A 26,106-nucleotide genomic window follows, 5' to 3' on the forward strand; every position below is an offset into this window, starting at 1 on the left:
TTCTCTATTTTTGATAAAGAACATTAAATCAAACAATTATGATCCCACATATCGGAATAACGCCAAAAAACCTAAAGAAGAGCGCCACTATATTAGCCACGATTTTATCTAACGAAATGACTCTTTATGTAAAAACCAGAAAATTTCATTGGAATATTTCTGGAAACAGTTTTATGGAGTTGCATAAATTGTTTGAAGATCAATACCGAATTTTAGAAGCCAATATCGATGAAGTGGCAGAACGCATTAGCCAGCTTGGAGAAAAAACTATAGGAACAATGAAGGAATTCATCGACAATTCTACCCTAAAAGAATCTCCAAAAGAATATGCTTCGCAAAAACATATGCTTGAGGAATTATTAGAAAACCATGAGCAGCTGGTTACAGAGTTTAGAGGTTATATACCGGCTTTTGAAGAAGATAATAATGATATAGGATCTGCTGACTTTGTGACCGGATTACTGCAACAACACGAAAAAATGGCGTGGGTTTTAAGACGCTATCAGGTTTAAAAAAGATCAAAATGTGAATTATGAAAAGGTTTTAGAAATAAATGTAACAAGGACCTCAACCATAAATCCGAATTTTACAATACTATTAATACTTTAAAAAAAAATATCATGAATACTACAGAGATAAAAGGAAACTGGAACGAGTTGAAAGGAAAATTGAAACAACAATATGCAGATCTAACAGATGATGATTTATTGTATGACGAAGGAAAAGAAGATGAAATGTACGGAAAACTTCAACAAAAATTAGGCAAAACAAAAGATGAAGTACGCAAAATCATTGCTGATTTGTAAGATCTTCTAAATCAACCATAAATACCGTCTAGTACAACATATTAGGCGGTATTTTTTTGAGAATTTTATTTAAATTTTTCGCTGTTCTAAACCGCTATCAGGCATTAAACTCTATAACCAAAAATAAATTAATTATCTTTAACCAAATTTCTATAAAATGAAACTATTTATAAAGTTCGATATTAACACCATTTGCTCACTTTTTTTGAAACAAAATCTGGAACAACAAAATGTAAATTTTACAACTCTGGGATTTGGCGAAATTGAAATTGCGGACAATCTTGATGCTGATGCGCTCGAATCTTTAAAAAATAATTTACTACCTTGTGGTTTCGAAGTTGTCGAAAATCAGAAAAGTGTTCTTGTTCAAAAAATAAAGGATGCCATAATTGAGCTTGTTTTTATGGAAGACAGCAATAATTATAAAAGTTCTGTGTTTTTAGCTGAGAAATTAAATCACAGCTACGGTTATTTGTCTAATGTTTTCTCAGAAGTAACATACTCTTCTATTGAAAACTTTATCATTTTACAAAAAATTGAAAGAGCCAAACAATTAATTATTATAAACGAAATGAGTTTGACCGAAATTGCTTTTTTACTGAACTACTCGAGTGTGGCCCATTTGAGTACGCAGTTTAAAAATACAACAGGAATTACGCCATCGGCTTTTCAAAGGATAATTAAGAAACGTAGAGAAAATTTAAAATAAAACCCATAATACCATACTAAAATGCAAAAAAACGCATTATACATTTTATTGGCTGATGATGATGAAGATGATCGTCTTTTTTTTAAGGATGCTTTCGAAGAAATAAAAATTCAGACAAAAGTGGATTTTGTTCATGACGGAATGCAATTGATGGATCATTTAATGGATCCTGAAACCAAGCTGCCTGATATTTTATTTCTGGATTTGAACATGCCTAAAAAAACAGGTAAAGAATGTTTGATCGAAATAAAAAAAACAGAACATCTTAAAAATATTATTATTGCCATTTATTCTACTTCATCATCTGAAGAAGACATAGAAGATACCTTTATTCAGGGAGCTAATATTTACATTAAAAAACCAAGCGATTTTAATACGCTTAAAAAAATCATCAATGAAGTCGTGACAGTAAACTGGCACTATCATACATCAGGTTTAAATCGTGATAATTTCCTGCTTCGACTAAAATAATAGCATACAATGAAATGGATACCAAATTTTAATTCTTCAAACTCATTGAGAGTTATTTTTGTAATCGCGGTTTTCATTCTGTTATTTCTTTCTTCTATTGCTTACAAACACAATCGGGATTTAGACGAATCCAGTAAAGTGGTAATGCATACGTATGAAATAAACATTCAATTAGAGCGATTAATGTCGGCAATTAAGGATGCTGAAACGGGGCAGCGTGGCTATATTATAACACGAAATGCCCGATTTTTAACGCCTTATATTTATTCGCGCGATAAGGTAAATACTTCGTTTATTACCCTAAAAAAGCTTACTGCCGATAATCCGAAGCAGCAAAAAAATCTTGAAAAATTATTTAAACTAATTATTCAGCGTTTTGTTTCTTTCGAAAATTGTTTAAAATACAGCGATCCCAAAACATATGATAAGAGAAAACTCGACAATCATATGTTTGGCGGTCGAATCCTGATGGAAAATATTCGTTTTCAGGTAGACGAAATGAATGATATCGAGAAAAATTATCTGGCAAAAAGACTCAAAATATATGCTGCCGAAATCTCATTAAGCCCCCTATTTTCTATTTCTTTATTTCTGGTAGCCTTAAGTTTTATTTTACTGGCCTACAGACAAATTAGTCGTGACTTTGAACGATTGAAAATTTACAATAAAAAACTTTTGATCTCCAGCGGTCTAATGGCCGAATCTGAAAGTATCGGCAAATTCAGTACCTGGCAATGGGATCTGGATTCTAATAAAATCGATTACTCAGACAATCAGTTTCGTTTACTGGGTTTTGAACCCAATGCATTTGTTCCGGAAAAAGAAACTTTCCTTGAATTTGTGCATCCTGATGACAAAGCTACTGTAGCAAAATCGATGGAAGGCATTGTCGAGAAAAAACAATTGCCTTTTGTATACTACAAAATTACAAGACCGGATTACGAAATACGCTATTTTAAATCTACCGGAAAGTTATTGACGGATCAACAGGGAAGTAAAATTTTACTGGGAATTAATTTTGACATTACCGATGAACATCTCTTAAATATAGAACTTCAGGAGCGTAACAGAGAACTGGAGAAAAGCAACAAAGAGTTAGCTTCTTTTAACCACGTTGCAAGTCATGATTTACAGGAACCTTTAAGAAAAATTCAAACTTTTGTTTCGCGAATTCCAGAATCTGATAAAGCTGTTATGTCTGATAGTGCAAAAGCTTATATTTCGAAAATCGAAGTTTCAGCCAAAAGAATGCGTGTGTTAATCGACGATTTACTTTTATTCTCAAGAACCAATACAACCAAAAAGGAATTTATAAAATTAAGCCTGAACGAACTGCTTGAAAATGCCGAATCGGAATTGGCAGAAATCATCGAGGAGAAACATGCTGTTATCACCGTTTCGAAATTGCCTAAACTGGCAGTTATACCTTATCAGATCGAGCAGCTTTTTATTAACCTTATCGGGAATTCTTTAAAATACAGCAAGCCTGATATTGCGCCTGAAATTAAGATCGAAAGCGAGAAAGTAAACTCAGCCGATTATCCTGATTTATTAGAACCTAATATTAAAAAATTCCATAAAATCACCTTTACAGATAACGGAATGGGATTTGATCCTCAGTTCAAAGAAACTATTTTTGTTTTATTCCAGCGTTTGCATTCTAAAACAGATTATCCCGGAACCGGAATTGGTCTGGCTATCTGCAAAAAAATAGTAGACAACCACAAAGGTCATATTATAGCAGACAGTACTCCTAATAAAGGATCTATTTTTACAGTATTTCTACCTGAGTAAAAGTTTACAGTCTTAAAAAAAGTTTACAGCCGCAGTTTTTCAGTGAATATAAAACCGAAAACTAAATCTCATTAATAAGAGTACGTACTGCGGCTCAAAACTGAAACTGAAAACTGAGACTCAATATGTAGGAAAACAAATTACATCTATTACATACCTAAATATAAAAAGAAACCACAAAAAAATGTGGTTTCTTTTTTTTTGCTCTAAACTTTAGTTAATAATCACCTGAGAATTAAAGGATAAAATAGCTATATAAACCCATTATGGGAATTATATAAAGATTCGTTTTTATGCTGTAAAGCGAAATGTTTGTTTCGTTAGCATCTTTGTAATGTAATACTTTATGAAGTAATAATGATAGCAGTGCACCAACTAAAAGCGACAATTTTTAGACTAATTTTTTTATTGACAATTATAATTTGCATTACGTCGTGCAAGAAAAATAATCCGATAGAAACATCACTAAAAAATGAAACTTTTACTAAAACGGAGAAAGAAGAAATAGAAGCCTTTTTTTTTATTGCGACTGCCAATGTAACAAAATCAATTATTTCAAAAAGTCAAATTGCACAACAAAAAAGTTCAGATTCTACCTTACAGGAGTGGAGTAGAAAAATAGAAATCAATCAGAATCAATTGTTGCAGGATGTTTCTAAAATGGCCAATAAAAAGCTCATTATTATTACAGAAATCAATGCGACACATAATAAACTCGATTTATACGAACTGATTGATGCAAGTAGTGCCGATTTTAATAAAGCGTATCTGGATTCAATGACAGAATCATTAAAAGAGCAAATTGGATTGTTTGAATCTATTTCCAAACAAACAAATGACAAGACGATATTAAAATTAGTGTTACAATATTTACCTGAACAATATCAAATCCTGCGCGAAATGCAGAGGATCAACAAAGAGATTAATTAAATGCCTAAATATCTATTATTAACTAAATTATTTTAAACTATGAAAATGCAATCAAATTTTTTATGCGCCTTAACACTTTTTTTAACAGCTTCATTTGGAATGCTACACGCTCAGGACAATAATGTAAATACCGAGTTTGGTGTAAAGGGAGGATTCAATATGTCGAATTTATACGGTAGCGGAGATGACGTAGACGACAATAATGTATTATACGGATTCAATGCCGGGGTTTATGCCACTTTACCTATTTCAGATTTCATCGCTATTCAGCCAGAGATTTTGTTTACTACAAAAGGGGCAAAATTAGAATATAATAGTGCTCTTGTTTCAGGAGATGCAAAATTTAAATTAAACTATATTGAAGTTCCTTTATTAGTAAGAGTAAATATCACCAAAAATTTTAACGTTCACGCCGGTGGTTACGCTTCATACTTAGTAAGTTCTAAAGTAAAAGGTGACGGAGACATTACTTTTGATGAAAATGTAGACACAGACGATTTAAACAAGTTTGATGCCGGTATCGCTGCAGGTGTTGGTGTAGACTTTGACCCAATAAGTATTGGTGTACGTTACAACTATGGTCTAACAAAAGTAGGTAAAGAAAGAAATGATGGTTTTGGAGGTACTTACACATTTCCAGACGCTAAAAACAGCAACCTAACTGTATACTTATCATATAAGTTAAACTAAAAAAAACTTTTATTAACCCCTTAATATAAAAACCATGTCAAATTTATTATATACAATCGCGGTAATTCTGGTTATTCTTTGGGCTCTTGGGTTCTTTGTTTATAGCCTTGGAAGTATCATCCATATATTACTGGTAATTGCAATTATTGCAATACTATTCAGACTGATCAAAGGTCGAGAAGTTTAAAAATCAACATTATAAAAAATTATTTTAATCACTAAATCAAATATTATGAAAACGAGTAACACAATTTTAGGAATTTTAGGAGCTGCAGCTGCAGGAGCATTTTTAGGAGTATTATTTGCACCGGACAAAGGGTCAAACACTAGAAAAAAAATCAAAGATAAATCAAAAGATTACGGAGATAATTTAAAAACAAAATTTGACGGAGTTGTAAGCACAATTACTGCAAACGGTAAAGATATTATCGAAGAAGGAAAAGCAAAATTCAACCAGGCAAAAGAAGACTTCAACACAATCAAAGATGAAGCAAAAAGTGTAAAAACGAACTACTAAAGAGTGAAATTTTTAAACCATAAATACCCTATATCATGGAATCAAATGCAACAACAAACGAGAACTTAAATCTTTATGAAAAAGCTGAAAACTATACCAAAACTAGCTTAGAATTAATTAAGCTTAAAACGGTATCGGCAGCAGCAGATGTTTTATCAACATTAACATCAAGAATAGCAGTTGGAGCTGTTGTTGCATTTTTTACCTTATTCCTTAATATAGGGATTAGTTTATGGCTTGGTAAAGTACTTGGGGAGTATTATTACGGTTTTTTTATCGTAGCGCTTTTTTACCTTATCGTTGCAATTGTAATGCATACTCTGCAACACAAGATCATTAAAACACCAATTGGAAATATGATTATTTCCAGTATTTTAAAAGAAACTAAAAAGGATGAAACAAAAGCTGATTTAAATTAATTAATAACTAAAAAAGACTGTTATGGAAACTATTTACACTATTGATGGATTAAATCAGACGATCCAGGAATTAGAAATTCGACAGGACGCAGAATGGTGCGCTATAAAAGACGAAATTGATGAAATTAAGCACAATTTAAAACCGCTTAATCTAATCCGAAACACAGTTGAAGAAATCAACGAAACTGTAGGATTTAAAAGTAATCTGGCACAATCAGCAATAAGCATAGGGATTGGTTATCTCGCAAAACGATTTGTAGTGGGTAAAAGCACTTCAGTCTTTAAAGGAATATTTGGATCCTTATTACAGCTTGTCGTAACTAATTTAGTTTCAAAACCACATCATGAATCCCAAAACGAGGAATCATCACAACATGAACCATCAAGAGAGTAATTGTCTAACTCAAATTTATGTATTATGGAAAAGTTAAGCGAAATAGTATTAAAAAATGGTGTATACGTTTACTCGAATCTATATAAATGTTTCGAATTTTCAAGAGTATTTCTAGGTATCTAACTTGCTTTATACGTTTTATAAACAAACGGTTAAAGAGTTAATATCCTTCACTATATATCTAAGGTTCTGAGATGCTAAGTTACTAAGATTTCTTTGAAAGTCTAAAACCAGACTTTGTCCGAACCAAAAAAAGCCCCTGTTTCACATTAGTAAAACAGGGGCTTTTTGTATTTAAGATATTTCAACTACAGCCCGAGGTTTTAACCTTGGGAAATGAAATACAGAAAAATAGATATGATAATTTATTGGACAACATAAATTGCGGCCCAGTGGTTAAAACCACTGGGCATATTTTATCATTATGGTCAAAAAAAAATCCTGTTTCACTAATTGTGAAACAGGATTTTTTATATTTATAGATTGGCAAAACCTTTGCCTCTCTGAACCTTTGTCCCTAAAACTTAGAAAACCTCCGAAGCCTCTTTCAATTTCTCCATATTGTTTACCAATTGAAGCTCGGCAACAATTTTCTGAATGTCACCATTCATGATATTTCCTAAATCGTATAAAGTCAAACCAACTCTGTGATCTGTTACACGACCCTGAGCGTAGTTATAAGTACGAATCTTAGCCGAACGGTCACCAGAACTTACCTGAGATGTACGTTTTGTAGCATCTTCAGCCTCTTTCTTCGCCAATTCCTGTTCGTATAAACGAGAACGTAAAACATTCAAGGCTTTATCTTTGTTTTTATGCTGTGATTTCTGATCCTGACATTGCGCCACCAATCCCGTAGGAATGTGCGTTAAACGTACCGCAGATTTCGTTGTATTTACAGATTGTCCTCCAGGTCCAGATGAACAGAAGAAATCCACACGAACATCGTTCATATCAATTTGTACATCAAACTCCTCCGCTTCCGGTAAAACCATTACCGTCGCTGCAGATGTATGCACACGCCCTTGCGTTTCTGTCTGAGGAACACGTTGTACACGGTGCACACCAGCTTCAAACTTTAAAGTTCCGTAAACATCCTCTCCAGATACTTCAAAAATAACCTCTTTGAAACCACCCGAAGTTCCTTCGTTCATATCTACTACCGAAGTTCTCCAACCTTGGTTCTCACAATATTTAGTATACATTCTAAATAAATCTCCTGCAAAAATACTCGCTTCATCTCCACCCGTACCTGCACGAATCTCGACCATAACGTTTTTAGCATCTTCAGGATCCTTAGGGATCAACATAAACTTGATTTCTTCCTCAAGTTCAGGCAATCTTTCTTTTGCTTCATCTAGTTGCATTTTGGCCATTTCAACCATATCTGCATCACTTCCATCAGCAATAATTTCGTTTGCCTCATCTATATTAGCCATCACAAGTACATATTCATCACGCTTTTCAGCCAATGCTTTCAGGTTTTTGTACTCCTGATTCAATTGCACATAACGTTTCTGATCAGAAATAACATCCGGCTGGATAATTAAGTCCGAAATCTCATCAAAACGTTGTTTTACTATTTGAAGTCTATCTAACATTTTCTAATTCCTTTTATTGGAGTGCAAATTTACGAAATTTTTGTTTAAAATTCTATTATTGATTTGTTGTGTTTTTTGAGACTAATTTTTGGTGGAATTAGGATCGTTTTTAGGATCCCGATAACTATCGGGACTGACTATTCGTTACAATCTTTTGTTCATCCCGATAGCTATCGGGACGGTCACAAAAGGATTTTCACTTCTATCAGGGCTAGGGGTTTTCGGGTTTATTTAGGTGTTTATGGATTTCCGTAAAGTTTTTTGTTTCAAAGAAATTATTTTTGCAAAATATTTAATCATTTTTCGACATTCACTCTTCATCAGAACATTTGTAATCTTTAATTGAATCTGTAAAGCATAACATTTAAATCAGCAAGTATATAATTAAATGTGGAAATTTAAAATTGCGAATATGAAAAAATAAGCTTATTAATTATGTAAGTTTATTTTTTTAATAAAATATTTTTCTTACAAATTTCTTCTTATATATTTGAATTTAATTAATAAAAAACCAAAGATTATGAAAATAAAAACCAAAAGCCATATAAAAGTAATAATGCTATTATTTATTGCGTTATTAATGTTTAATTGCCAAAATGATGAAAATTTACCAGATCAGTTGCAAAACAAGATTGAAACGGTAAGTATTGATGAAGCAAAAAATTTCCTGATGCATTCAAGAAGTAATTCTTCGGCAAAATCAACCAACAACGAATTCGAAAATCTTGAATTCAATAAAATTGCACAAGAAAAAATAAAAGGTACTGACCAGCTGTTAACTGTAATTCCTTTTACAACAAATAATGATCTTGAAAATAAAAGGATTTTGATGTTAAAAATTGATAATGACGTTAAAAGTGTCGTTTTTATTATGTATCCTGATGAAAATTCTTCTAAGGAAAGTTTTTCCGGTGAGTTATTTTCTTATTCTTTAGATGGTAATTTTATTAGTGGTTTTAGAGCCAAGAACGGAATTATTGTAAGTCAGCTTTTTGAAAATACCAGCACTTTAAAAACTAATATTGACAATGGCAAAATACCAACATTAACTCGTAAAACTCCATCATCATCAGATGGAGTTGTTATACAAAACAATTATCGAAAAACTGTACAAGCTTTAGATATGTTTGGATATTCTAGTATATTTGGTAATGATATTTTTGGTGGGGGATTTAATGATTATGGAGGTGTTGATTACTATTCATGGGATGCAGGAGGGGGAGGAATTACAGCGCCAACGGTGGTAGAAATTATAAACCAACTTACAGGAAAAGCAAAATGTATTTATGAAAGTCTCAGAAGTTCTAGTTCTGGTTTTGAAAATGCGATTAAAAAGTTTGATGGAGATTTCACAGTAAGTCATCTAAAATTGACAATTAATAATAATTTATCCACGAATGTGTATGGACAAACTCAATTACCTGTTAATTTTATAACAGAAATTCAAATAAGTAATACTGCATTAAATAGCTTATCAGATTTAGGTAAAGCGACTGTATTTGCACATGAGATAATTCATGCTGAAATATATCGTAAAATGTTATCGGCCGCTCAAATTGGAACGTTAACGCCTGACGGAAGTAATATGACTGCTCAGCAACAAGTAAATTATATTAATTCAATGAAAGATAATTTCCCAGGGTTATATGATTACTACTTTAAGAGATATAAACCAACATGGAATCACGAAATGATGGCGAATCATTACAAAGGCATTATCGCAGATGTTATTCAACAATTTGACAATAATAGACTTCCAAGATCTACATATGAAGCAGTATCTTGGGTTGGCTTAGGAAAATTAGATAGTAATATTACTACAATAGCGTGGGACAATTTATCACTCGAAGAAAAAAATAAAATAAATAATTTAATTAATGATAATTTTTATAATGGACCATCTAATTGTTACTAATTATGAAAAAATATATTTACCTTTTGATGCTTGTACTAATTAATTCGATTAATGCACAGACAAAACCAACTGATTATTTTTCTTTTTATAAGGGAGGAGAAAAATATTTAAAACCAATAAAATATGTAATGTTTGATTCCGGCAACAATGATAATAGTAAAATACAAGACAAACAAGTTACTTATTTTCAAATTAAAAAAGAGCGATTTAAGTTTGATATAAAAAACAATATTGTAGATACTTGTTCTGTTGATATTCTAAAAAAAATTAGCTTAGAAAACCCTAGTGAATTAGAGAATGATGCAATTGTATTTTATAAAAATAAGAAAAAAGAAGTAGAAAGTAAAAACAAAGTTAAACTTCTCTATCCACCCAAAGGCTACAACTCCTTTTTTAAAATATATATTTTTGAAAAAATAAAATCTAATAAAATAATTAAATATGAAGTTGATTGGGAATATTCAGATTTTTAATTGACAAATTTTATATTATGCCGGCTCCCGTTAGCGATAATCTGCAACATGTTGGCGGAGTAAAAATTATAACCAAAGGGAATGCCCCAAAAAAGAGGATACTAAATGAGAAAAAATAAATACCCCGCTCCACGAAATATTCCTCATAAAAAGCTACGCAAATGTCTCTGACTTTGCGTTTTTTTTTATGCTCTTAGAAACTCTAAATCTGATAAAAGTCTCCGACTCCTGATGAACATCATGAATTAATTGCTAAAAAATATGTCAATTCAATAGCATCTACTATTCAAGAATTTCATACAGGACAACCAGTCACTTCAGGTTTTCCAAATCAAGTGTATTTTGACATGGCGTGGGGAGGCTTGGATAAAACAAAAATATTTAACACGACTTATCCGAACGATCCGAATCACAAGAATTATAAAGACAGAGAAAGAATTTGGGTAGAATAATTACAGAAAAAAAAGGAGATGTATATGGTATTTATTCTCCAATAGGAACACCTTGTAAAAAGTAAACAATTATGAAGCAATTAAGAACAATATTTATAATAATTTCTTTTTTCATATTATCATGTGCCAGTGCACAATATGTGGAAAGTTACGAGCCAATCAATATATTTTTAGAAACTCAAAAAATAGTTCAGGACAAGAAGTTCATTCTACAAGCTGATAAACCTTCAAACAAACAGGCTTTAAGAATTTTTAATGGATCAGAAGGACCTGATCATGTTGGAGAGCCAAATGTCCCTTTAGATTATAGAGACGGTTTATTTGTAGAGAAACATTGGAAAAAAATGTATAAAGAATACGCATATGATACAATAAAAAGATATTGGAAAAAAGAAAACTTTCCTAAAGATGACTTCATATTAGAAAGTAAAGAAGGTTTATTTGGCTCTGCATTTCATGATAAATATATAAACAGTAAGATAGAAGATGTTGTAATGATATCTGAGCCGATGTATTATATGGATAAAAAATACGTTATGTTTTATTTCAATATAGCATCTTTTTTTGGTAGTAATCAGCCACAAGTTGTAATTATGAAAAAAGAAAATGAAAAATGGATTGTCGTTCGAGTTATAGCCGATTATATTTATTATTAAATTTAAGGTACTCAATCCCCGCTAGCGCAAGCGTCCCGCTCGTGAACACAAGCCAAATAAAAATAAATATAAATCTATTCCAAGATTATGTTTAAATAATGTAGTTTTTTCTAGGACAAAACAAAAAAACAAGTCAGGATCGAGACGATCGCGTTAGCCGCAGCAACAATACTTATAATCAAAACAAAAGCGACAAAAAATATGTCGCTTTTATTTTATATTTACAAACAGAACAAACCAATATTTGTAAGGACGGTTTGCAAATTCGCATTATCGGATTATATTATGGAAGTACAAAAAATCTAAAATAGATGAACTCTTATTTTAATAAATTTCAGGGTGGAATATTCGTAGTTATCAAAATAGATAATAAATTATCTATTTATTATGGGGAAAATTCCTGGTGGCTTTTAGATGATTGGGAGCATAATATTTTAAAAAATACTTATTTACAGGAAATAGAATACTTAAAGATTGAATTTGAAAATATAAACAAAGCATATAAAACTGAGGGTGGTAATTTAGCTAAAGCCTCTTTTAATAATTATCTTCCGAGTTTATATATCGATTTTGACAATAAAGAGCTTTATAGTAACTATTCTGATCAGCTAATAGAAAATAGAATTATTGAAGGATGGAAAGGTTTATTTATAGATAATCGAAATAAGTTTTTAGAATTAATTCCTAAAAAATGTAGATATTGGGAAATTTAAAAAGACCTAGATTCCCCGCTATATTTTTATTGGTCATTTTTAATACATAATATCGATTAGAAATAGAAAACCTTATTTTGTGTATCAGAAGCCAAGCAAATCTTATGCAAATCATCCAATAACTCCATTTCCTGATCAGGTAAAAGCTGCAAGGCAATTTCAAGCAAAGTCACTACATTAATATCTGTATCTGATTCAAAAATAGCTAAACTTCGAGCTTCCTTATTCATTAAAACAATACTCGCTTTAAGAAGATCTAAAACTATTAAATTAAGCTCGTTATAACCGGAAACCTTTAGCGGTACACTAAACGAATTATCACTGCTATTCTCTGATTTAGTTTGTCGAATTTATTGATTCTATTCATCGACTCTAAAAACTCCTTGACTTGTTTTGTATGTTGTGTTTCCATGATTGGATTTTAATTGAATATTTATTTATTATCTCGATTTTCATCGAAACGAAACTACAAATAATAGATTATTTTTAGGTAATGGCATACAATCGGTTGCATTCAACCGATATACATGAATAGATTTACAACTTCACGTAAAGATTTTAAATTCAAAACAGTTACTTTTGATAAAGAAGTTCTAATCCATTTTCAAACCAATGAAACTAATACTAACCACCTTACTTTTAATTTTCAACCTAACCCTATTCGCACAATCGAACAATTTCGCTGGCGATTATACGCGTTCACTTGATGAAAAAGGAAAACATATCATAGAATATAAATTGACCTTAAATCAGGATGGAACATTTGAATTTCATTCGTATTCGAAAATGCAGGGCCGAACTCCACCGGAAGTCAATAAATTCGGAAAAGGAAAATGGAGCGCAAAAGACAATATGATTACTTTTTCTTCTAACAAAAAAGAAGATTTTGACGAGAAATACACTTTAGATTTTAATAATTCAACAGCAAGATTCATAACCAAAAACCCAAGAGATAAAAGCGACAAAATCGTGAAGACAAAACTTCAGTTTTTAGAATCAGGAATTGCCTGGATGGAAAGAATTGATGTTTTTAAAGAGTAAACATTTCAATTTGTTATCATCACAATAAAATAAAGCCACAAGAAATTTTGAACATGCCCCAAAAAGTTAGACACTATTTGCGGCTTTTTTTATAACCGGAAAAAATCAATCTTTGTGTAAACAGATTGCAAATCTCTATTATAGAACCAAAAACAATTTAAAAAACTCAAATATGCTTAAACTCTACAAACAAAAAGACAATCAGCTTTGGTACTGGGAAACTTGGGATAAAGACGAAAAAACTGCCATTGTACATTGGGGAGTCGTTGGAGAGCAAGGAGAAAATAAAGAAGTCAAAGGCGGATTATTTTCGAGTTTCAGAAAAAATGTTCAAAAAGAAATTGACCAGAAACTAAAAGAAGGCTATACAGAGTTTGACCAGGATAAAGTCTCTTTTTTAGAAATCGAATATAGCATTGATGGTTTTGGAACCGAACAAGATCTTGCAAAACGACATATACTTGAACAAAAAATGGATGAAGTTTTAGGCTGGACAGGACTTGGACATACCGATGGCGGAAGTATTGGCAGCGGAACTATGGAAGTTGGATGTATGGTTGTTGACTTTGATATAGCCAAAAAAGTAATCGAAGAGCGCCTTAAAGGAACTGAATTTGGGAATTATTCAAGAATTTTTAAAATAGATCAGGAATAAAATATTCAATTAAATTGAGTTTCTTATAATTGTTCTGCAGTATTAAATAAAACCATGATACAACCCCAAACCGAAACCCTAAAACCAAAACAACATTTTGAAATCCTCGACGGATTAAGAGGAATAGCCGCTGTGTCCATTGTTATTTTTCATTTTATGGAAATCGTTCATCCGCCCAGCGAAAATTTTATTGCGCATGGATTTTTAGCCGTTGACTTTTTCTTTTGCCTTTCCGGATTTGTTATTGCCTACGCCTATCATGACCGCATTGGCAAAATGAAACTTACCGACTTTTTCAAATTAAGATTAATCAGATTACATCCTTTAGTTCTCTTTGGTTCTGTATTGGGTTTGTTGGCTTTTCTTTTTGATCCTTTTGGCGGTCATCCTGAAGCTTACCAAACCGGTAAAATCATTTTGATAATTCTGGCATCCGTTTTTCTGATTCCTTTACCCATAATGGCTGATCGTTATTTTAACCTGTTTGGTTTAAATGCGCCAGGGTGGTCATTATTTTGGGAATATGTGGCCAATATTTTTTATGCGCTTTTCCTTTATAAACTAAGCCGACGTTCTCTATTTGTATTAACCATTTTGGCTGCAGCAGGAATTTGTCTGGTCAGTCAACGTGCGGGAGGTTCCTTAATGGGCGGATGGAGCGGAGAAACCTTTTGGGATGGCCTTGGTCGTATTTCATTTTCGTTTTTAGCAGGAATGCTCATTTACCGCTCCAATTGGATCATTAAATCAAAACTGGGCTTTATTGCTTTATCAGTATTACTGCTTTTGGCCTTCGTATTTCCTTTTTCAGATTTCAATTGGCTTACAGAACCTATGGTGGTTTTATTTTATTTCCCGTTATTGATCGTATTGGGAGCCGGAGCAACTTTGGCACCGGGATTCAAGAAAACATGTCTATTCTTTGGCCAAATATCTTATCCGTTGTACATGACACATTACGCCGCCATGTGGATATTTGCAAATTATTATACTAAGTATAAACCAGATACAACTCAACTGACTTTTGTTGTTATTATCGGCACAATTCTTCTTGTGGGAATCGCCTATTTAACGATGAATTTTTATGATACTCCTATTCGAAAATATTTGACGGAAAGAAGGAAAAAATAATCGCACAAAGGCGCAGAGTCGCAAAGTTTTTTATTTAAGGCCACTGATTAAAATGATTTTTTTGTTTCACGCAGATTAAAAAAGATTTAAGCTGATGATCGCAGATTTATAATCAAAATTAAATCTGCCTTAATCTGCATAATCTGCGTGAAACAAAAACTTTGCACCTTTGCTCCCGATAGCTATCGGGACTGCGCGATTAAATAAAAACAACCTTTGTCCCTTTGTTCCTAATAACCTTTGCTCCTTTCTTATAAAAAATCGCTAATTTCGCCTTATAAATAAGAAGGAGAAAAATGAAGGTATGTATTGCTGAAAAACCAAGTGTAGCACGAGAAATCGCATCCGTTTTGGGAGCCAATACCAAGCACGATGGATATTTTGAAGGAAACGGTTATGCCGTGACCTACACTTTTGGGCATTTATGTACTTTAAAAGAACCCAACGACTATAAACCGCACTGGAAAAGCTGGGATTTAAACAACCTACCCATGCTTCCGGAGAAATTCGAAACCAAAGTCGTTCAGAATTCAGGTATCGAAAAGCAATTTAGAATTGTAAAAAGCCTGTTCGAAAAAGCCGAAGTGGTCATCAACTGCGGGGATGCCGGGCAAGAAGGAGAACTAATTCAGCGTTGGGTAATGAACGAAGCCAATTACAAAGGTGAAGTACAGCGTTTATGGATTTCGTCCTTAACAACCGAAGCGATAAAAGAAGGTTTCGAAAACTTAAAACCCTCTGAAAACTACGATAATTTATTCTACGCCGGATTTTCAAGAGCGATTGGCGACTGGTTATTGGGTATGAATGCTACACGTTTATACACCGTAAAACATGGCGGTTACAAACAAGTATTGTCTATTGGCCGCGTGCAAACGCCAACATTGGCAATGGTTGTTGATCGCTGGAAAGAAATCGAAAACTTTAAACCTCAACCCTATTGGGAATTACAGACGTTATACAGAGAAACCCTTTTTAGTTATGAAGAAGGCCGTTTCCTGAAAAAAGAAGACGGGGAACTTCTCGCCAATAAAGTCAAAGAAAGTGAATTCGAAATTGTTTCTGTGGATAAAAAGAACGGAAACGAATATGCACCAAAACTATTTGACTTAACGGGTTTACAGGTGTATTGCAATACCAAGTTTGGATTTTCGGCAGATGAAACGCTAAAAATTGTACAGACTTTGTACGAGCAAAAAGTAGTGACGTATCCCAGAGTTGATACCACATTTTTACCCAATGATATTTACCCTAAAGTACCGGGAATTCTGCAAAAATTATCTAAATATGCCGAATTAACCCAACCTCTTTTAGGCAAGAAAATAAAAAAATCGCCTAAGGTTTTCAACGATAAAAAAGTTACAGATCACCACGCTATTATTCCAACGGGAATAGAAAGCAATTTGCAATTCAATCAGCAGCAAGTTTACGACATTATTACAAGACGTTTTATTGCTGTATTTTATGATGATTGTCTGGTGGCCAATACCACAGTAATAGGAAAAGCAGCCGAGGTAATGTTTAAAACTACTGGAAAAGTGATCTTAAAAAAAGGTTTCCGTGTTGTTTTTGAAGATCCGAACGCCAAAGAAAAAGAAGCTGATTTATTACCCAATTTTGTTGTGGGCGAAAAAGGTCCGCACGAACCATCGTTTTTAGAAAAAGAGACCAAACCACCCAATCAGTTTACAGAGGCAACTTTACTTCGTGCTATGGAAACCGCAGGGAAGCAAGTCGATGATGAAGATTTACGAGAATTGATGAAAGAAAACGGTATTGGTCGTCCCTCTACGCGAGCGAATATTATCGAAACGCTATTCAAACGTCAGTACATTGTTCGAAACAAAAAACAGGTTTTACCAACTCCTACGGGAATTCAGCTTATTGACACGATTCAGAATGAATTGATCAAATCGGCTGAGCTTACGGGTTCCTGGGAGAAACAATTGAAAGATATCGAAAAAGGTACTTTTACCGCCGGAGCATTCATCAAAAACATGAAGCGAATGGTCGAGGCTTTGGTTACCGAAGTAAGAAGCGAAACCCGACACGCCAATATCTCGCATGCAACCGCCACTCAGAAAGAAGTGGTAAAAGTCGAGAAAAAGAAAGCCGCGGGAATCCTGGCAGAAACCTGTCCGAAATGCCAGAAAGCTACTTTAATAAAAGGAAAATCGGCTTACGGATGTGGAAATTATAAGGCAGGCTGTGATTTTCTATTGCCAAATGTTTTTGCAGAGAAAAAAATATCCGAAAATCAATATTTAAGATTGGTTCAAAAAGGATCGACTGTAAACATAAAAGGCTTTAAAACCGAAGAAGGAACCGTAGAAGGTTTGATTCGTTTTGAAGAAAATTACAAACTAAAATTAGAAGTCAAGAAAACAGCTCCTAAACCGAAACCAGCCGCAGCAGCTGATTCTGATGCTCTGACTTGCCCGAAATGCAAAAAAGGAACCATCATGAAAGGAAAAACTGCTTATGGTTGTGGCGATTATAAATTGGGGTGCGATTTTAAAGTGACTTTTGATGATGTAAGGGCCAAATTAAAAGATCAAAAACCCACAAAAGAATTGGTTTATTCTATTTTGCAAGAAAGCGTCTAAAATAGATTTCTTGCCACAGATTAAAGGATTAAAATGATTTTTTTTCACCACGAATTTCACGAATCTTCATGAATTATTTTTCACGCAGATTGTGCAAATTAAGGCAGATTTAATTTTGATTGAGATCAAAAAATCTGCTTAAATCTTTTTAAATCTGCGTGAAAAAAAAATCATTTTAATCCTTTAATCTGTGGCATTTTTACATTCTAATACACAAATCAATTCGTGTAAATTCGTGAGATTCGTGGCAAACTTTTTTTTTAATATCTTAGCTTTTCAATTTAACATCAAAAAACCAAAATATGTTTCAGAAAATTACTCTTTCAATGCTTTTAGTTGCCGTTGTTTCTTGCCAGAAAAAAGAATCTGTAGAAAAAGATAAAATCAAAATTGCAGACTGGCTTATCGGGAACTGGAAAAATACATCTCCAGACGGTACTTTAACCGAAAACTGGACCAAACTAAACGACAGTACTTTTAGTGGAGCCTCTTATTTCATTAAAGGAAAAGACACCCTACATTTCGAAAGCATCGTCCTGGCTCAAAAAGGAGAAACCTTAACGTATTTTGCTACTGTAAAAGGTCAGAATGATGATAAATCAGTTGCATTTCCTTCAACTGCAGAATCTGATAAACAACTGGTTTTCGAAAATCCAAAACACGATTATCCTCAAAAAATTACTTATACAATAGGTGCAAATAATACTATAACAGCGGAAGCTACCGGAAATTTACAAGGAAAAGTGACTACGGAGAGGTTTATTATGGTGAAGAAGTAAAATGACAAAGAAACATCATAAATGGGAAAATCATGACTAAATGAAAAAAGGTTTCATTATAATTCTTGTCTCAATTTTACTATTTAGTTGCAGTGATAAAACTCAAAATACAATCCAGAACATTTGGGAAGATTACTCATTTAACACAACAATCTCAAATAGTACTCAAATTATTATTAAATCTTACGATTCAACATTAGCAAATAAAAGAGTTAATGTCGAGGCTTATATTCCATCGAAAATATATAGGGCCAGAACAAAAAAACAACTTGAAGAATTTGACAAAATATTTCTAAATACTGAAAAAACAGATTATTGTTGTTGTCCAAAGAACTCTTATTCTATTCACTTTCTAAACAAAAAAGAAGAGCTTGACTATTTTTATGTTGATACAATTGAATTTAAAAACAAGGTAAGAATCTGCGAAAAGAGTTATCAATTTTCTTACATTATCAATAAACAAAATTGGAAAGATTATCTTAATGAATTAGAAAAGAATAATCAAAATGACCGAAACTGAAATCAAAGAAAAAATATTAGAAATCTTTAAGGAAGAACGACAAAGACCAGATTTAGCATTTGAGGAATCTCATTTTTTAGATTTCCTGACATTTCCTGCACACTCGAAGAATAATATTAAAAACTCTTTCAAAGGAGTAAAAAGGTATAATAAATTCATGGACAGACTGGAATTAGAGTTTTCAATTTGTTTTACTTTTCCTGATCTTGATAAAACTTATAGTATTGATAAGATTACAAAAAAAGTAATTGAAAGAATTGGAAAAAGACGAGGAAATGTAATGATCATAAAACAGCGTACTAACCAGAAAGAGACTTACTACATAGAGATCTTTCTAATAGCTTTACTTATTATAGTTTATGCTTTTTGGGGAATAACCTTAATTTCAGTAATTCTGACTTTAGTCTTTTGTTTTGCCATTTACTGGATATTAAACAGTAAGATAAATAGTAAAAGGCATGACCAAAAATTAAAAGTAAAAATAATGAATCAACAAAAAGATTCTTAAAAAATTTCAGAACCTCAGCACCTTCCCAAAAAACCTATTCGTTCTCCCCAATCTTATTCACCATAAAAATCATCAAAATACCCAAAAGCGCCATTACCAAAAACGCAAATTTCATACTTAAATATTCAGAGATAAAACCCACCATTGGCGGGACCAATAAAAACCCCAAATAACCAATTGTAGATATAGAAGTTAAGGCAGAACCGCTGCTTAATTTTGATGATCTTCCGGCAATGCTAAATACTAAGGGAACGACGCAGGAAACCCCAACGCCAATTAATACATAACCAAAAATCGTGGGATAAATAAAAGGCAACAGAAAACAAATTAAAAATCCTACTGTGATAAAAATACCGCTGTAAAGCAGGATTCGTTTGGTACCAAATTTCATTACGCCATAATCTCCAAACAAACGCCCTAAGGTTACTGCTGTGGCGAAAAATACAAATGCGGCGCTGGTTAACTTTGGCGAAGCGTGTAATATATTTTCAAAATAAATACCACTCCAATCGTACATTGTATTCTCGCAGGCCATAGAAACAAAACAAATGATGGCAAACTTGATCAGGTTTTTTTCTGGCATCGAAAAGAATTTCTTTTTTACCGGTACCGGCTCATTATGAATACTTAGCGGATAAAAACAAGCCGTAAGAGCCATCATAAAAACACTTACTCCTAGTAAATGATGCGCTGGCGCAATATGCCTTGATACCATTACATAGCCTAAACCTGCGCCTGAAAAAACCGCAATACTCCAAACAGCATGAAAACGGGTTATAATCGATTGTTTATATAATTTTTGAACCTCAAGCGATTGTGCATTAATAGACAAATTGAAAATATTACGCGAAGCTCCAAAAATTAAAAGTATGATGACCAACTGCCATACAAAACCCGCCAAACCCGGCAGAGCGAGTACAATATTAAACATCACCGCTCCAAGCAACATGATATAACGACTGCTGTATTTATTTAATAATTTTCCTGTAAAAGGCATGGTTAGCATTAAACCAATGGGGAAAGCGAATAAAACAGTCCCGAATTCAGCTTCGGATAAATTGAGCTGCGCTTTTATATGTGGGATTCGGGAAACCCAGGAAGAATATCCAAATCCGGAAAGGAAAAAAAATACAGTATTGGCTATTCTAAATCCTCTGGGCGTATTTTGAATTTTTTTAAAGAAAGGTAAAATCATGAAGCAATTTTTCAGACTGCAAAATTAAGTCATTTGAAGTGTAACTTCTACCCTTTCCAGATTTTTTTAAAAAGTGAGAAATTTAAGTCAATTAATCCTTTTATCTCAATTTTTTAAAAAAAGTTTACCAAAATATAACAAAAAGTACATTAAATCAAGCGTAATAATATTTGTTAAGGAAATATTAATTTTTACATTTGCGCTGTTTTTATTCATTCTAAATAAAAACAAAAACCTTAACCAAATTTAATTTAAAAATGAAATATACTACTGTGAAAACCTATCGTTTTCTATTCACAATCAGTTTACTATTCTCGGTTTTTTGTTCATTTGCACAACAAAATTTCGGAAAAATAAAAGGCACTATAACAACCTCTGACGGCGACGCGGCTGCCGGTGTAAATATTATTCTAAAAAGCTCCAAATATGGTACAACTACCAATGATGACGGAACTTTTGAACTAAACAGAGTAAGAGCAAATACTTATACGCTACAAATATCTTTAACCGGTTACGAAACTACTCAACAGGAAGTTATTGTAGCAGAAAGTGAAACTTCGACAATAACCCTGCAATTAAAAGTTTCGAACAAAGAATTGCACGAAGTTGTTGTAAACGGCAAGAAAAGCATCTTATCTAAAAAAACAGATTATGTGGCAAGAATGCCTCTGAAAAATCTGGAAAATCCTCAGGTTTACAGCGTGATTCAGAAAGAACTTTTGCAGGAACAAATTGCTGTAGATATTAGAAGCGCAGTTATAAATGCACCTGGTGTAACCACAAAAATTTATCCATCAGGCGGACTTGAAATTTCTTTCAGAGGATTTAGCACTGGGGTTAATGCCCGAAACGGAATGGAAAACATGACGGGCCGAAGCTCTATTTCGATTGACAATGCAGAACGTATCGAAGTGCTAAAAGGGCCATCAGGAACTTTATTCGGATCGTCAGTATCGTCTTTTGGAGGGGTTGTCAATTTAGTGACAAAAAAACCTTTTGAAGGTAAAAAAACAGAAGTATCTTATACGGGAGGAAGTTTTGGATTAAATCGACTTACCCTTGATATTAATACTGCATTAACACCGGATAATAAAGTATTGTTTCGATTAAATACTTCGGTAAATACTGAAAAAAGCTTCTTAGACTATGGTTTTAATAAAACATTCCTCATTGCGCCAAGTCTTATTTACAAAGCAACGGATAAATTAACCTTAAGTATTGATACTGAGATCTACAATGTAAACAACACACGTCCTACTTACGGGCGTTCGTATGCGCCGGGAATTACAAACCCAACAGATCTTAAAATAGACTACAGAAAAAGTTTATTTCATGATGATCTTGATGCCAAAACCTCATCTTCAAAAGTTTTTGTTCAGGCAGAATATCAATTGGCAGAAAACTGGAAATCTACGACACTTTACTCTTTTATAGACGAAAATGTCGATCGTAGTTATCAATATTACACGAAATGGAGTTCGCCAACAGAAGTACAAAGAAGTGTATCTCGTTTTGGACCAATATCGAATCAGTTTACCAATATACAAGAAAACATTAATGGTCAGTTTTCTACCGGAAGCATCAAACATAAACTATTATTAGGTGTAAATTACAGATTTTCAAAAGGTACTTTTAATTATGGTGCAACACCGGTTCTGGACACTATTGATGTAACAAAACCTTTTGCGCCTATTCGAAAAAAACAAGCTGATGCCGCTCTGTCTCAACTGACATGGCCTGTTGCGGACGAGCAAATATTTAGTGTTTATGCCTCAGATGTGATCAGTTTTACAGATCGTTTATCGGCCATGTTGAGTCTTCGTCTGGACAACTTCGTTCAGAAAAAGCTTGTAGATGTCGAAGGATATAACCAAACTGCTTTATCGCCAAAATTAGGTTTGGTTTATGAAGTGGTTAAGGATCAGGTTTCTTTATTTGGAAATTACATGAATGGTTTTCAAAATTCGGGTCCGGTAAATCAGCCAGACGGAAGCTTGCTAATCTTAAAACCTGTTTATGCCAACCAATACGAAGCAGGAGTAAAAGTAGAAGCATTCAATAAAAAATTTAGCACTACACTAAGTTATTACAATATTACTATTGATAATGCTACAAGAACAACGCCTGACGGATTTAGTATTCAGGATGGTAAACAAGTCAGTAAAGGTCTGGATTTCGAATTTATTGCAAATCCTATCGAAGGTTTAAACGCCGTGATTGGTTATGCTTATAACGATAATCGTATCATAAAATCATCAGATGCTGCTATCGAAGGAAACAAAGCCAGTAGTGCTCCGGAGAATGTCGTTAACTTTTGGTTGTCTTATAAATTTCAAAACAAACTAAAAGATTTAGGCTTTGGTTTTGGAGGAAATTATGTAGACAAACAATATAAATTTGAAGATGAAAGTTTTTATGCTCCATCGTACATGATTTATAATGCAACTGTATTTTATGATCAGCCAAGATGGAGACTTGGTGTAAAATTCAACAACATCGGTAATAAAGAATACTGGGATTCATACGGAATGGCTCAGACTCTGTCAAACATATTAGTAAACTTAACCTTGAAGTTTTAAAAACTCTATCAAAAGCATCTCTATCCCGAGGTGCTTTTTAATTGGGAGTATTTCAAAAAACTCTTTTCGCATATAAATAGGAGCAAATTAACTAAACCAAAAAAAATGAAATATCTTAATTTACGCATTCAGCATTTCACTTTTGCATTATGTTTTTTTTTATTGGTCACAAACACTATGTTGGCCCAACAAAACACAGGAAAAATTAAAGGAACTATAACGACCTCAGACGGCGAACTGGCAGTTGGAGTAAACATTATCCTTAAAAGTTCAAAATACGGTACTATCACAAATGAAGATGGTGCTTTTGAGTTTAATCGTGTAAAAGCCAATACTTACACCTTGCAGGTTTCCTTAACCGGTTACGAAACACTAAAGCAGGAAGTAAACGTGGCTATCAATGAAACCACAACTCTTGATTTGCAATTGAAGGTTTCTAATAAGCAATTAAAAGAAGTTATCATTACTGCAAACAGAGGAAAAGCATTCCCGAAACAAAGTGTTTATGTTTCTAAAATGCCATTGAAAAATGTTGAAAATCCTCAGGTTTACAATATCGTATCCTCTGAATTGATCAAAGAACAAGCCATTACCAATTATGAAGATGCCTTAAAAAACGTACCCGGAATTCAAAAATTATGGGAATCGACAGGACGTGGCGGCGACGGCGGATCCTACTATACATTGCGTGGTTTTGAAGTTCAGGCCAATATCGTAAACGGATTACCTGGTTTAACAAACGGAAGTTTAGACCCTGCAAATGTAGAACGTATTGAAGTAATCAAAGGACCTTCAGGAACTTTATTCGGGAGCAGTTTAGTGAGTTACGGCGGACTTATTAATACCGTTCCCAAAAAGCCATATAGCGGTTTTGGTGGCGAAATCTCCTATATCACAGGAAGTTTTGGTTTAAACAGGGTTACTGCAGATGTAAATACATCGCTGGACGATGCAGATAATATCGCTTTTAGAATTAATGCGGCATATCAAACAGAAAATAGTTTTCAGGACGCAGGTTTTCGTACTTCGCTCTTTGTAGCACCTTCCCTTTCTTATAAAGTAAACGATAAACTTTCTTTTATAATTAATACTGAATTTATGCAGGAAGAAAAAACAACTCCATCGATGTTGTTTTTAGGAAGAGATGCTCCTTTGCAATACGCCAACTTAGCTGAACTAAATTACAACACAAAGTTGTCTTTTTATAGTAATGATTTGTCCATGAAGAATCCCAGATTTAATTTGCAAGGTCAAATGACATATAAAATTTCAGATCAATGGACTTCGCAAACGGTATTATCAAGAAGTTCTTCTAAATCAAGTGGGTACTACTCGTATATTTATGATAATGAAGACGGAAATAAGGATTTTGCTCTATGGATTACAAAAGAGCAATCTCAAACAATTGTAACGGATATCCAACAAAATTTTATTGGTGATTTCAAAATCGGGACAATGCGTAATCGTCTGGTTGTAGGTCTTGACTACTTTGAAAGAAATGTAATGTATGGAGGTTCAGGTTATGGTAAATTATATAATCTTACGGCTCAGGGCGAAGTGAGACAATTAGATCCTGATGCACCTAATTATCTTACTCAGACATCTGTAGATAAACTTCTTGCCAATAAACCTGCCGGAAATTACCAGCCGAAAGATGCAACTTATAGTGCTTATGCTTCAGATGTACTTAATATTACCCCACAATTCTTAGCAATGGCAAGTTTGAGAGTAGATTATTTTGATACCCAAGGAAATATCAATAATGACGATGATGACTATACACAAACTGCATTCTCACCAAAATTTGGCTTGCTGTATCAGCCCATAAAGGATAAACTGGCTGTATTTGCTAATTATATGAATGGTTTCAGAAATGTGGCTCCTGCACTGAATTACGATCCCGATGGTGTTTTATTAGGATCACAAACCTTTGAGCCTGAACATGCCAATCAATTAGAATTTGGAGTAAAAGCAGATCTTTTTACAGATAAATTAAATGCAACTGTAAGTTATTATGATATTAATGTTGCCAATTTAGTAACAAGCGGTCAAACGTTCAGCTCTCAAGGAGGTGAAGCCAGAAGCAAAGGTTTTGAATTTGACCTTAATGCTTCACCAATAAAAGGATTAAGCATTATTGCCGGATACAGTTATAACGACAGTAAAATTACAAAAGGAGATGTTGGCAATGTTTGGCTTGAGCAAGGAAAAAGACCTTTCTGGTCCGGTCCAAAAAACTTAGCAAACCTATGGGCAACGTACAAATTTGATGAAGGTACTTTAGAAAACTTCGGGATTGGATTTGGAGGAAATTACGCCAGCGAAAATGCTATTTTAGACGGTGCTGTAACGGGAAAATTTGTTTTGCCTGCTTATACTGTTATTAACGGTTCGGTTTTTTATAATTCAAATAAATTCCGCGTAAGCTTAAATATCAATAACATTACCAATAAAGATTATTTTAATGGTGGATGGTCGACATTGAATCCGCAAAAACCAAGAAATCTTGTAGCAAGTTTTGCTTATAAATTTTAATAACAACATAATCTCAA

General features: G+C 33.2%; 27 protein-coding genes. 24 read left to right on the top strand and 3 right to left on the bottom strand.

What is annotated here, in order from left to right:
* Window positions 1-38: 38 nt before the first annotated feature.
* The 11 genes from GIY83_RS13475 to GIY83_RS13525 all read left to right on the top strand — a co-directional run bounded on the left by GIY83_RS13475 (window position 39) and on the right by GIY83_RS13525 (window position 6,730).
* Window positions 39-512, top strand: coding sequence for a Dps family protein (locus GIY83_RS13475; RefSeq protein WP_194615296.1), 474 nt, complete (start codon window positions 39-41; stop codon window positions 510-512).
* Window positions 513-620: 108 nt separating this feature from the next.
* On the top strand, window positions 621-806 hold the full coding sequence (locus GIY83_RS13480) for a CsbD family protein (protein ID WP_055098382.1): 186 nt from the start codon (window positions 621-623) through the stop codon (window positions 804-806).
* A gap of 157 nt (window positions 807-963) precedes the next feature.
* Window positions 964-1,515, top strand: coding sequence for an AraC family transcriptional regulator (locus GIY83_RS13485; RefSeq protein WP_173970931.1), 552 nt, complete (start codon window positions 964-966; stop codon window positions 1,513-1,515).
* Window positions 1,516-1,536: 21 nt separating this feature from the next.
* On the top strand, window positions 1,537-1,986 hold the full coding sequence (locus GIY83_RS13490; RefSeq protein ID WP_055098384.1) for a response regulator: 450 nt from the start codon (window positions 1,537-1,539) through the stop codon (window positions 1,984-1,986).
* A 9-nt stretch (window positions 1,987-1,995) separates the two neighbouring features.
* Window positions 1,996-3,780, top strand: a complete 1,785-nt coding sequence (locus GIY83_RS13495; RefSeq protein ID WP_208681820.1) for a CHASE3 domain-containing protein — start codon at window positions 1,996-1,998, stop codon at window positions 3,778-3,780.
* 408 nt (window positions 3,781-4,188) lie between these two features.
* Window positions 4,189-4,710 (top strand): DUF4142 domain-containing protein, encoded by a 522-nt coding sequence (locus GIY83_RS13500; RefSeq protein ID WP_229029100.1) that lies wholly within the window; start codon window positions 4,189-4,191, stop codon window positions 4,708-4,710.
* 45 nt (window positions 4,711-4,755) lie between these two features.
* A complete protein-coding gene (locus GIY83_RS13505; protein ID WP_229029101.1) occupies window positions 4,756-5,400 on the top strand; it encodes a porin family protein in 645 nt (214 codons plus the stop codon).
* Between the two features lie 34 nt (window positions 5,401-5,434).
* On the top strand, window positions 5,435-5,587 hold the full coding sequence (locus GIY83_RS13510) for a lmo0937 family membrane protein (RefSeq protein ID WP_109746162.1): 153 nt from the start codon (window positions 5,435-5,437) through the stop codon (window positions 5,585-5,587).
* Window positions 5,588-5,632: 45 nt separating this feature from the next.
* Complete coding sequence (locus tag GIY83_RS13515; protein WP_194615292.1) at window positions 5,633-5,917, top strand: YtxH domain-containing protein; 285 nt, start codon at window positions 5,633-5,635, stop codon at window positions 5,915-5,917.
* A gap of 35 nt (window positions 5,918-5,952) precedes the next feature.
* Complete coding sequence (locus GIY83_RS13520; RefSeq protein WP_194615291.1) at window positions 5,953-6,336, top strand: hypothetical protein; 384 nt, start codon at window positions 5,953-5,955, stop codon at window positions 6,334-6,336.
* Between the two features lie 22 nt (window positions 6,337-6,358).
* Window positions 6,359-6,730 (top strand): hypothetical protein, encoded by a 372-nt coding sequence (locus GIY83_RS13525; protein ID WP_194615290.1) that lies wholly within the window; start codon window positions 6,359-6,361, stop codon window positions 6,728-6,730.
* Between the two features lie 524 nt (window positions 6,731-7,254).
* On the opposite strand, the gene prfA is transcribed toward GIY83_RS13525, so the two are convergent.
* The gene (gene prfA, locus GIY83_RS13530; RefSeq protein WP_065449322.1) at window positions 7,255-8,331 is read right to left on the bottom strand and encodes a peptide chain release factor 1; all 1,077 of its coding nucleotides are present in this window, start codon (window positions 8,329-8,331) and stop codon (window positions 7,255-7,257) included.
* Window positions 8,332-8,851: 520 nt separating this feature from the next.
* Here prfA and GIY83_RS13535 point away from each other — a divergent pair.
* The 4 genes from GIY83_RS13535 (at window position 8,852) to GIY83_RS13550 (ending at window position 12,540) form a co-directional block, all read left to right on the top strand.
* On the top strand, window positions 8,852-10,246 hold the full coding sequence (locus GIY83_RS13535) for a hypothetical protein (protein WP_208681823.1): 1,395 nt from the start codon (window positions 8,852-8,854) through the stop codon (window positions 10,244-10,246).
* A gap of 2 nt (window positions 10,247-10,248) precedes the next feature.
* On the top strand, window positions 10,249-10,719 hold the full coding sequence (locus tag GIY83_RS13540) for a hypothetical protein (RefSeq protein ID WP_194616514.1): 471 nt from the start codon (window positions 10,249-10,251) through the stop codon (window positions 10,717-10,719).
* Between the two features lie 523 nt (window positions 10,720-11,242).
* Complete coding sequence (locus GIY83_RS13545) at window positions 11,243-11,827, top strand: hypothetical protein (protein ID WP_208681826.1); 585 nt, start codon at window positions 11,243-11,245, stop codon at window positions 11,825-11,827.
* Window positions 11,828-12,138: 311 nt separating this feature from the next.
* Entirely contained in the window at window positions 12,139-12,540 is a 402-nt protein-coding gene (locus tag GIY83_RS13550; protein WP_194616512.1) for a hypothetical protein, read from the top strand.
* A gap of 56 nt (window positions 12,541-12,596) precedes the next feature.
* Here GIY83_RS13550 and GIY83_RS13555 read toward each other — a convergent pair whose 3' ends face one another.
* A complete protein-coding gene (locus GIY83_RS13555; protein WP_194616511.1) occupies window positions 12,597-12,770 on the bottom strand; it encodes a hypothetical protein in 174 nt (57 codons plus the stop codon).
* A gap of 382 nt (window positions 12,771-13,152) precedes the next feature.
* Here GIY83_RS13555 and GIY83_RS13560 point away from each other — a divergent pair, with 382 nt between their 5' ends.
* The 7 genes from GIY83_RS13560 to GIY83_RS13590 all read left to right on the top strand — a co-directional run bounded on the left by GIY83_RS13560 (window position 13,153) and on the right by GIY83_RS13590 (window position 19,780).
* Window positions 13,153-13,581, top strand: coding sequence for a copper resistance protein NlpE N-terminal domain-containing protein (locus GIY83_RS13560; protein WP_208681828.1), 429 nt, complete (start codon window positions 13,153-13,155; stop codon window positions 13,579-13,581).
* A gap of 172 nt (window positions 13,582-13,753) precedes the next feature.
* Complete coding sequence (locus tag GIY83_RS13565) at window positions 13,754-14,236, top strand: hypothetical protein (RefSeq protein WP_194616509.1); 483 nt, start codon at window positions 13,754-13,756, stop codon at window positions 14,234-14,236.
* Window positions 14,237-14,290: 54 nt separating this feature from the next.
* Entirely contained in the window at window positions 14,291-15,367 is a 1,077-nt protein-coding gene (locus tag GIY83_RS13570) for an acyltransferase (protein WP_208681830.1), read from the top strand.
* 296 nt (window positions 15,368-15,663) lie between these two features.
* Entirely contained in the window at window positions 15,664-17,973 is a 2,310-nt protein-coding gene (locus GIY83_RS13575) for a type IA DNA topoisomerase (RefSeq protein WP_208681832.1), read from the top strand.
* Between the two features lie 302 nt (window positions 17,974-18,275).
* A complete protein-coding gene (locus tag GIY83_RS13580; RefSeq protein WP_208681834.1) occupies window positions 18,276-18,752 on the top strand; it encodes a DUF6265 family protein in 477 nt (158 codons plus the stop codon).
* Between the two features lie 40 nt (window positions 18,753-18,792).
* Window positions 18,793-19,272: a hypothetical protein gene (locus GIY83_RS13585; protein WP_208681836.1), complete on the top strand. Its 480-nt coding sequence runs from the start codon at window positions 18,793-18,795 to the stop codon at window positions 19,270-19,272.
* Complete coding sequence (locus GIY83_RS13590) at window positions 19,259-19,780, top strand: hypothetical protein (protein WP_194616504.1); 522 nt, start codon at window positions 19,259-19,261, stop codon at window positions 19,778-19,780. Before GIY83_RS13585 ends, GIY83_RS13590 begins: the two co-directional genes overlap by 14 nt.
* A 34-nt stretch (window positions 19,781-19,814) precedes the next feature.
* On the opposite strand, the gene GIY83_RS13595 is transcribed toward GIY83_RS13590, so the two are convergent.
* Window positions 19,815-20,975: an MFS transporter gene (locus GIY83_RS13595; RefSeq protein WP_194616503.1), complete on the bottom strand. Its 1,161-nt coding sequence runs from the start codon at window positions 20,973-20,975 to the stop codon at window positions 19,815-19,817.
* A 257-nt stretch (window positions 20,976-21,232) separates the two neighbouring features.
* Between GIY83_RS13595 and GIY83_RS13600 the strand changes: the two genes are divergently transcribed.
* Complete coding sequence (locus GIY83_RS13600) at window positions 21,233-23,554, top strand: TonB-dependent receptor (protein WP_208681838.1); 2,322 nt, start codon at window positions 21,233-21,235, stop codon at window positions 23,552-23,554.
* 105 nt (window positions 23,555-23,659) lie between these two features.
* Window positions 23,660-26,089 carry a TonB-dependent receptor gene (locus GIY83_RS13605; RefSeq protein WP_208681840.1) on the top strand — a complete coding sequence of 810 codons (2,430 nt, stop codon included), beginning with the start codon at window positions 23,660-23,662 and terminating at the stop codon, window positions 26,087-26,089.
* Window positions 26,090-26,106: the final 17 nt, after the last annotated feature.

This window comes from Flavobacterium sp. SLB02, from assembly GCF_009664855.1.
Classification (GTDB): Bacteria; Bacteroidota; Bacteroidia; order Flavobacteriales; family Flavobacteriaceae; genus Flavobacterium.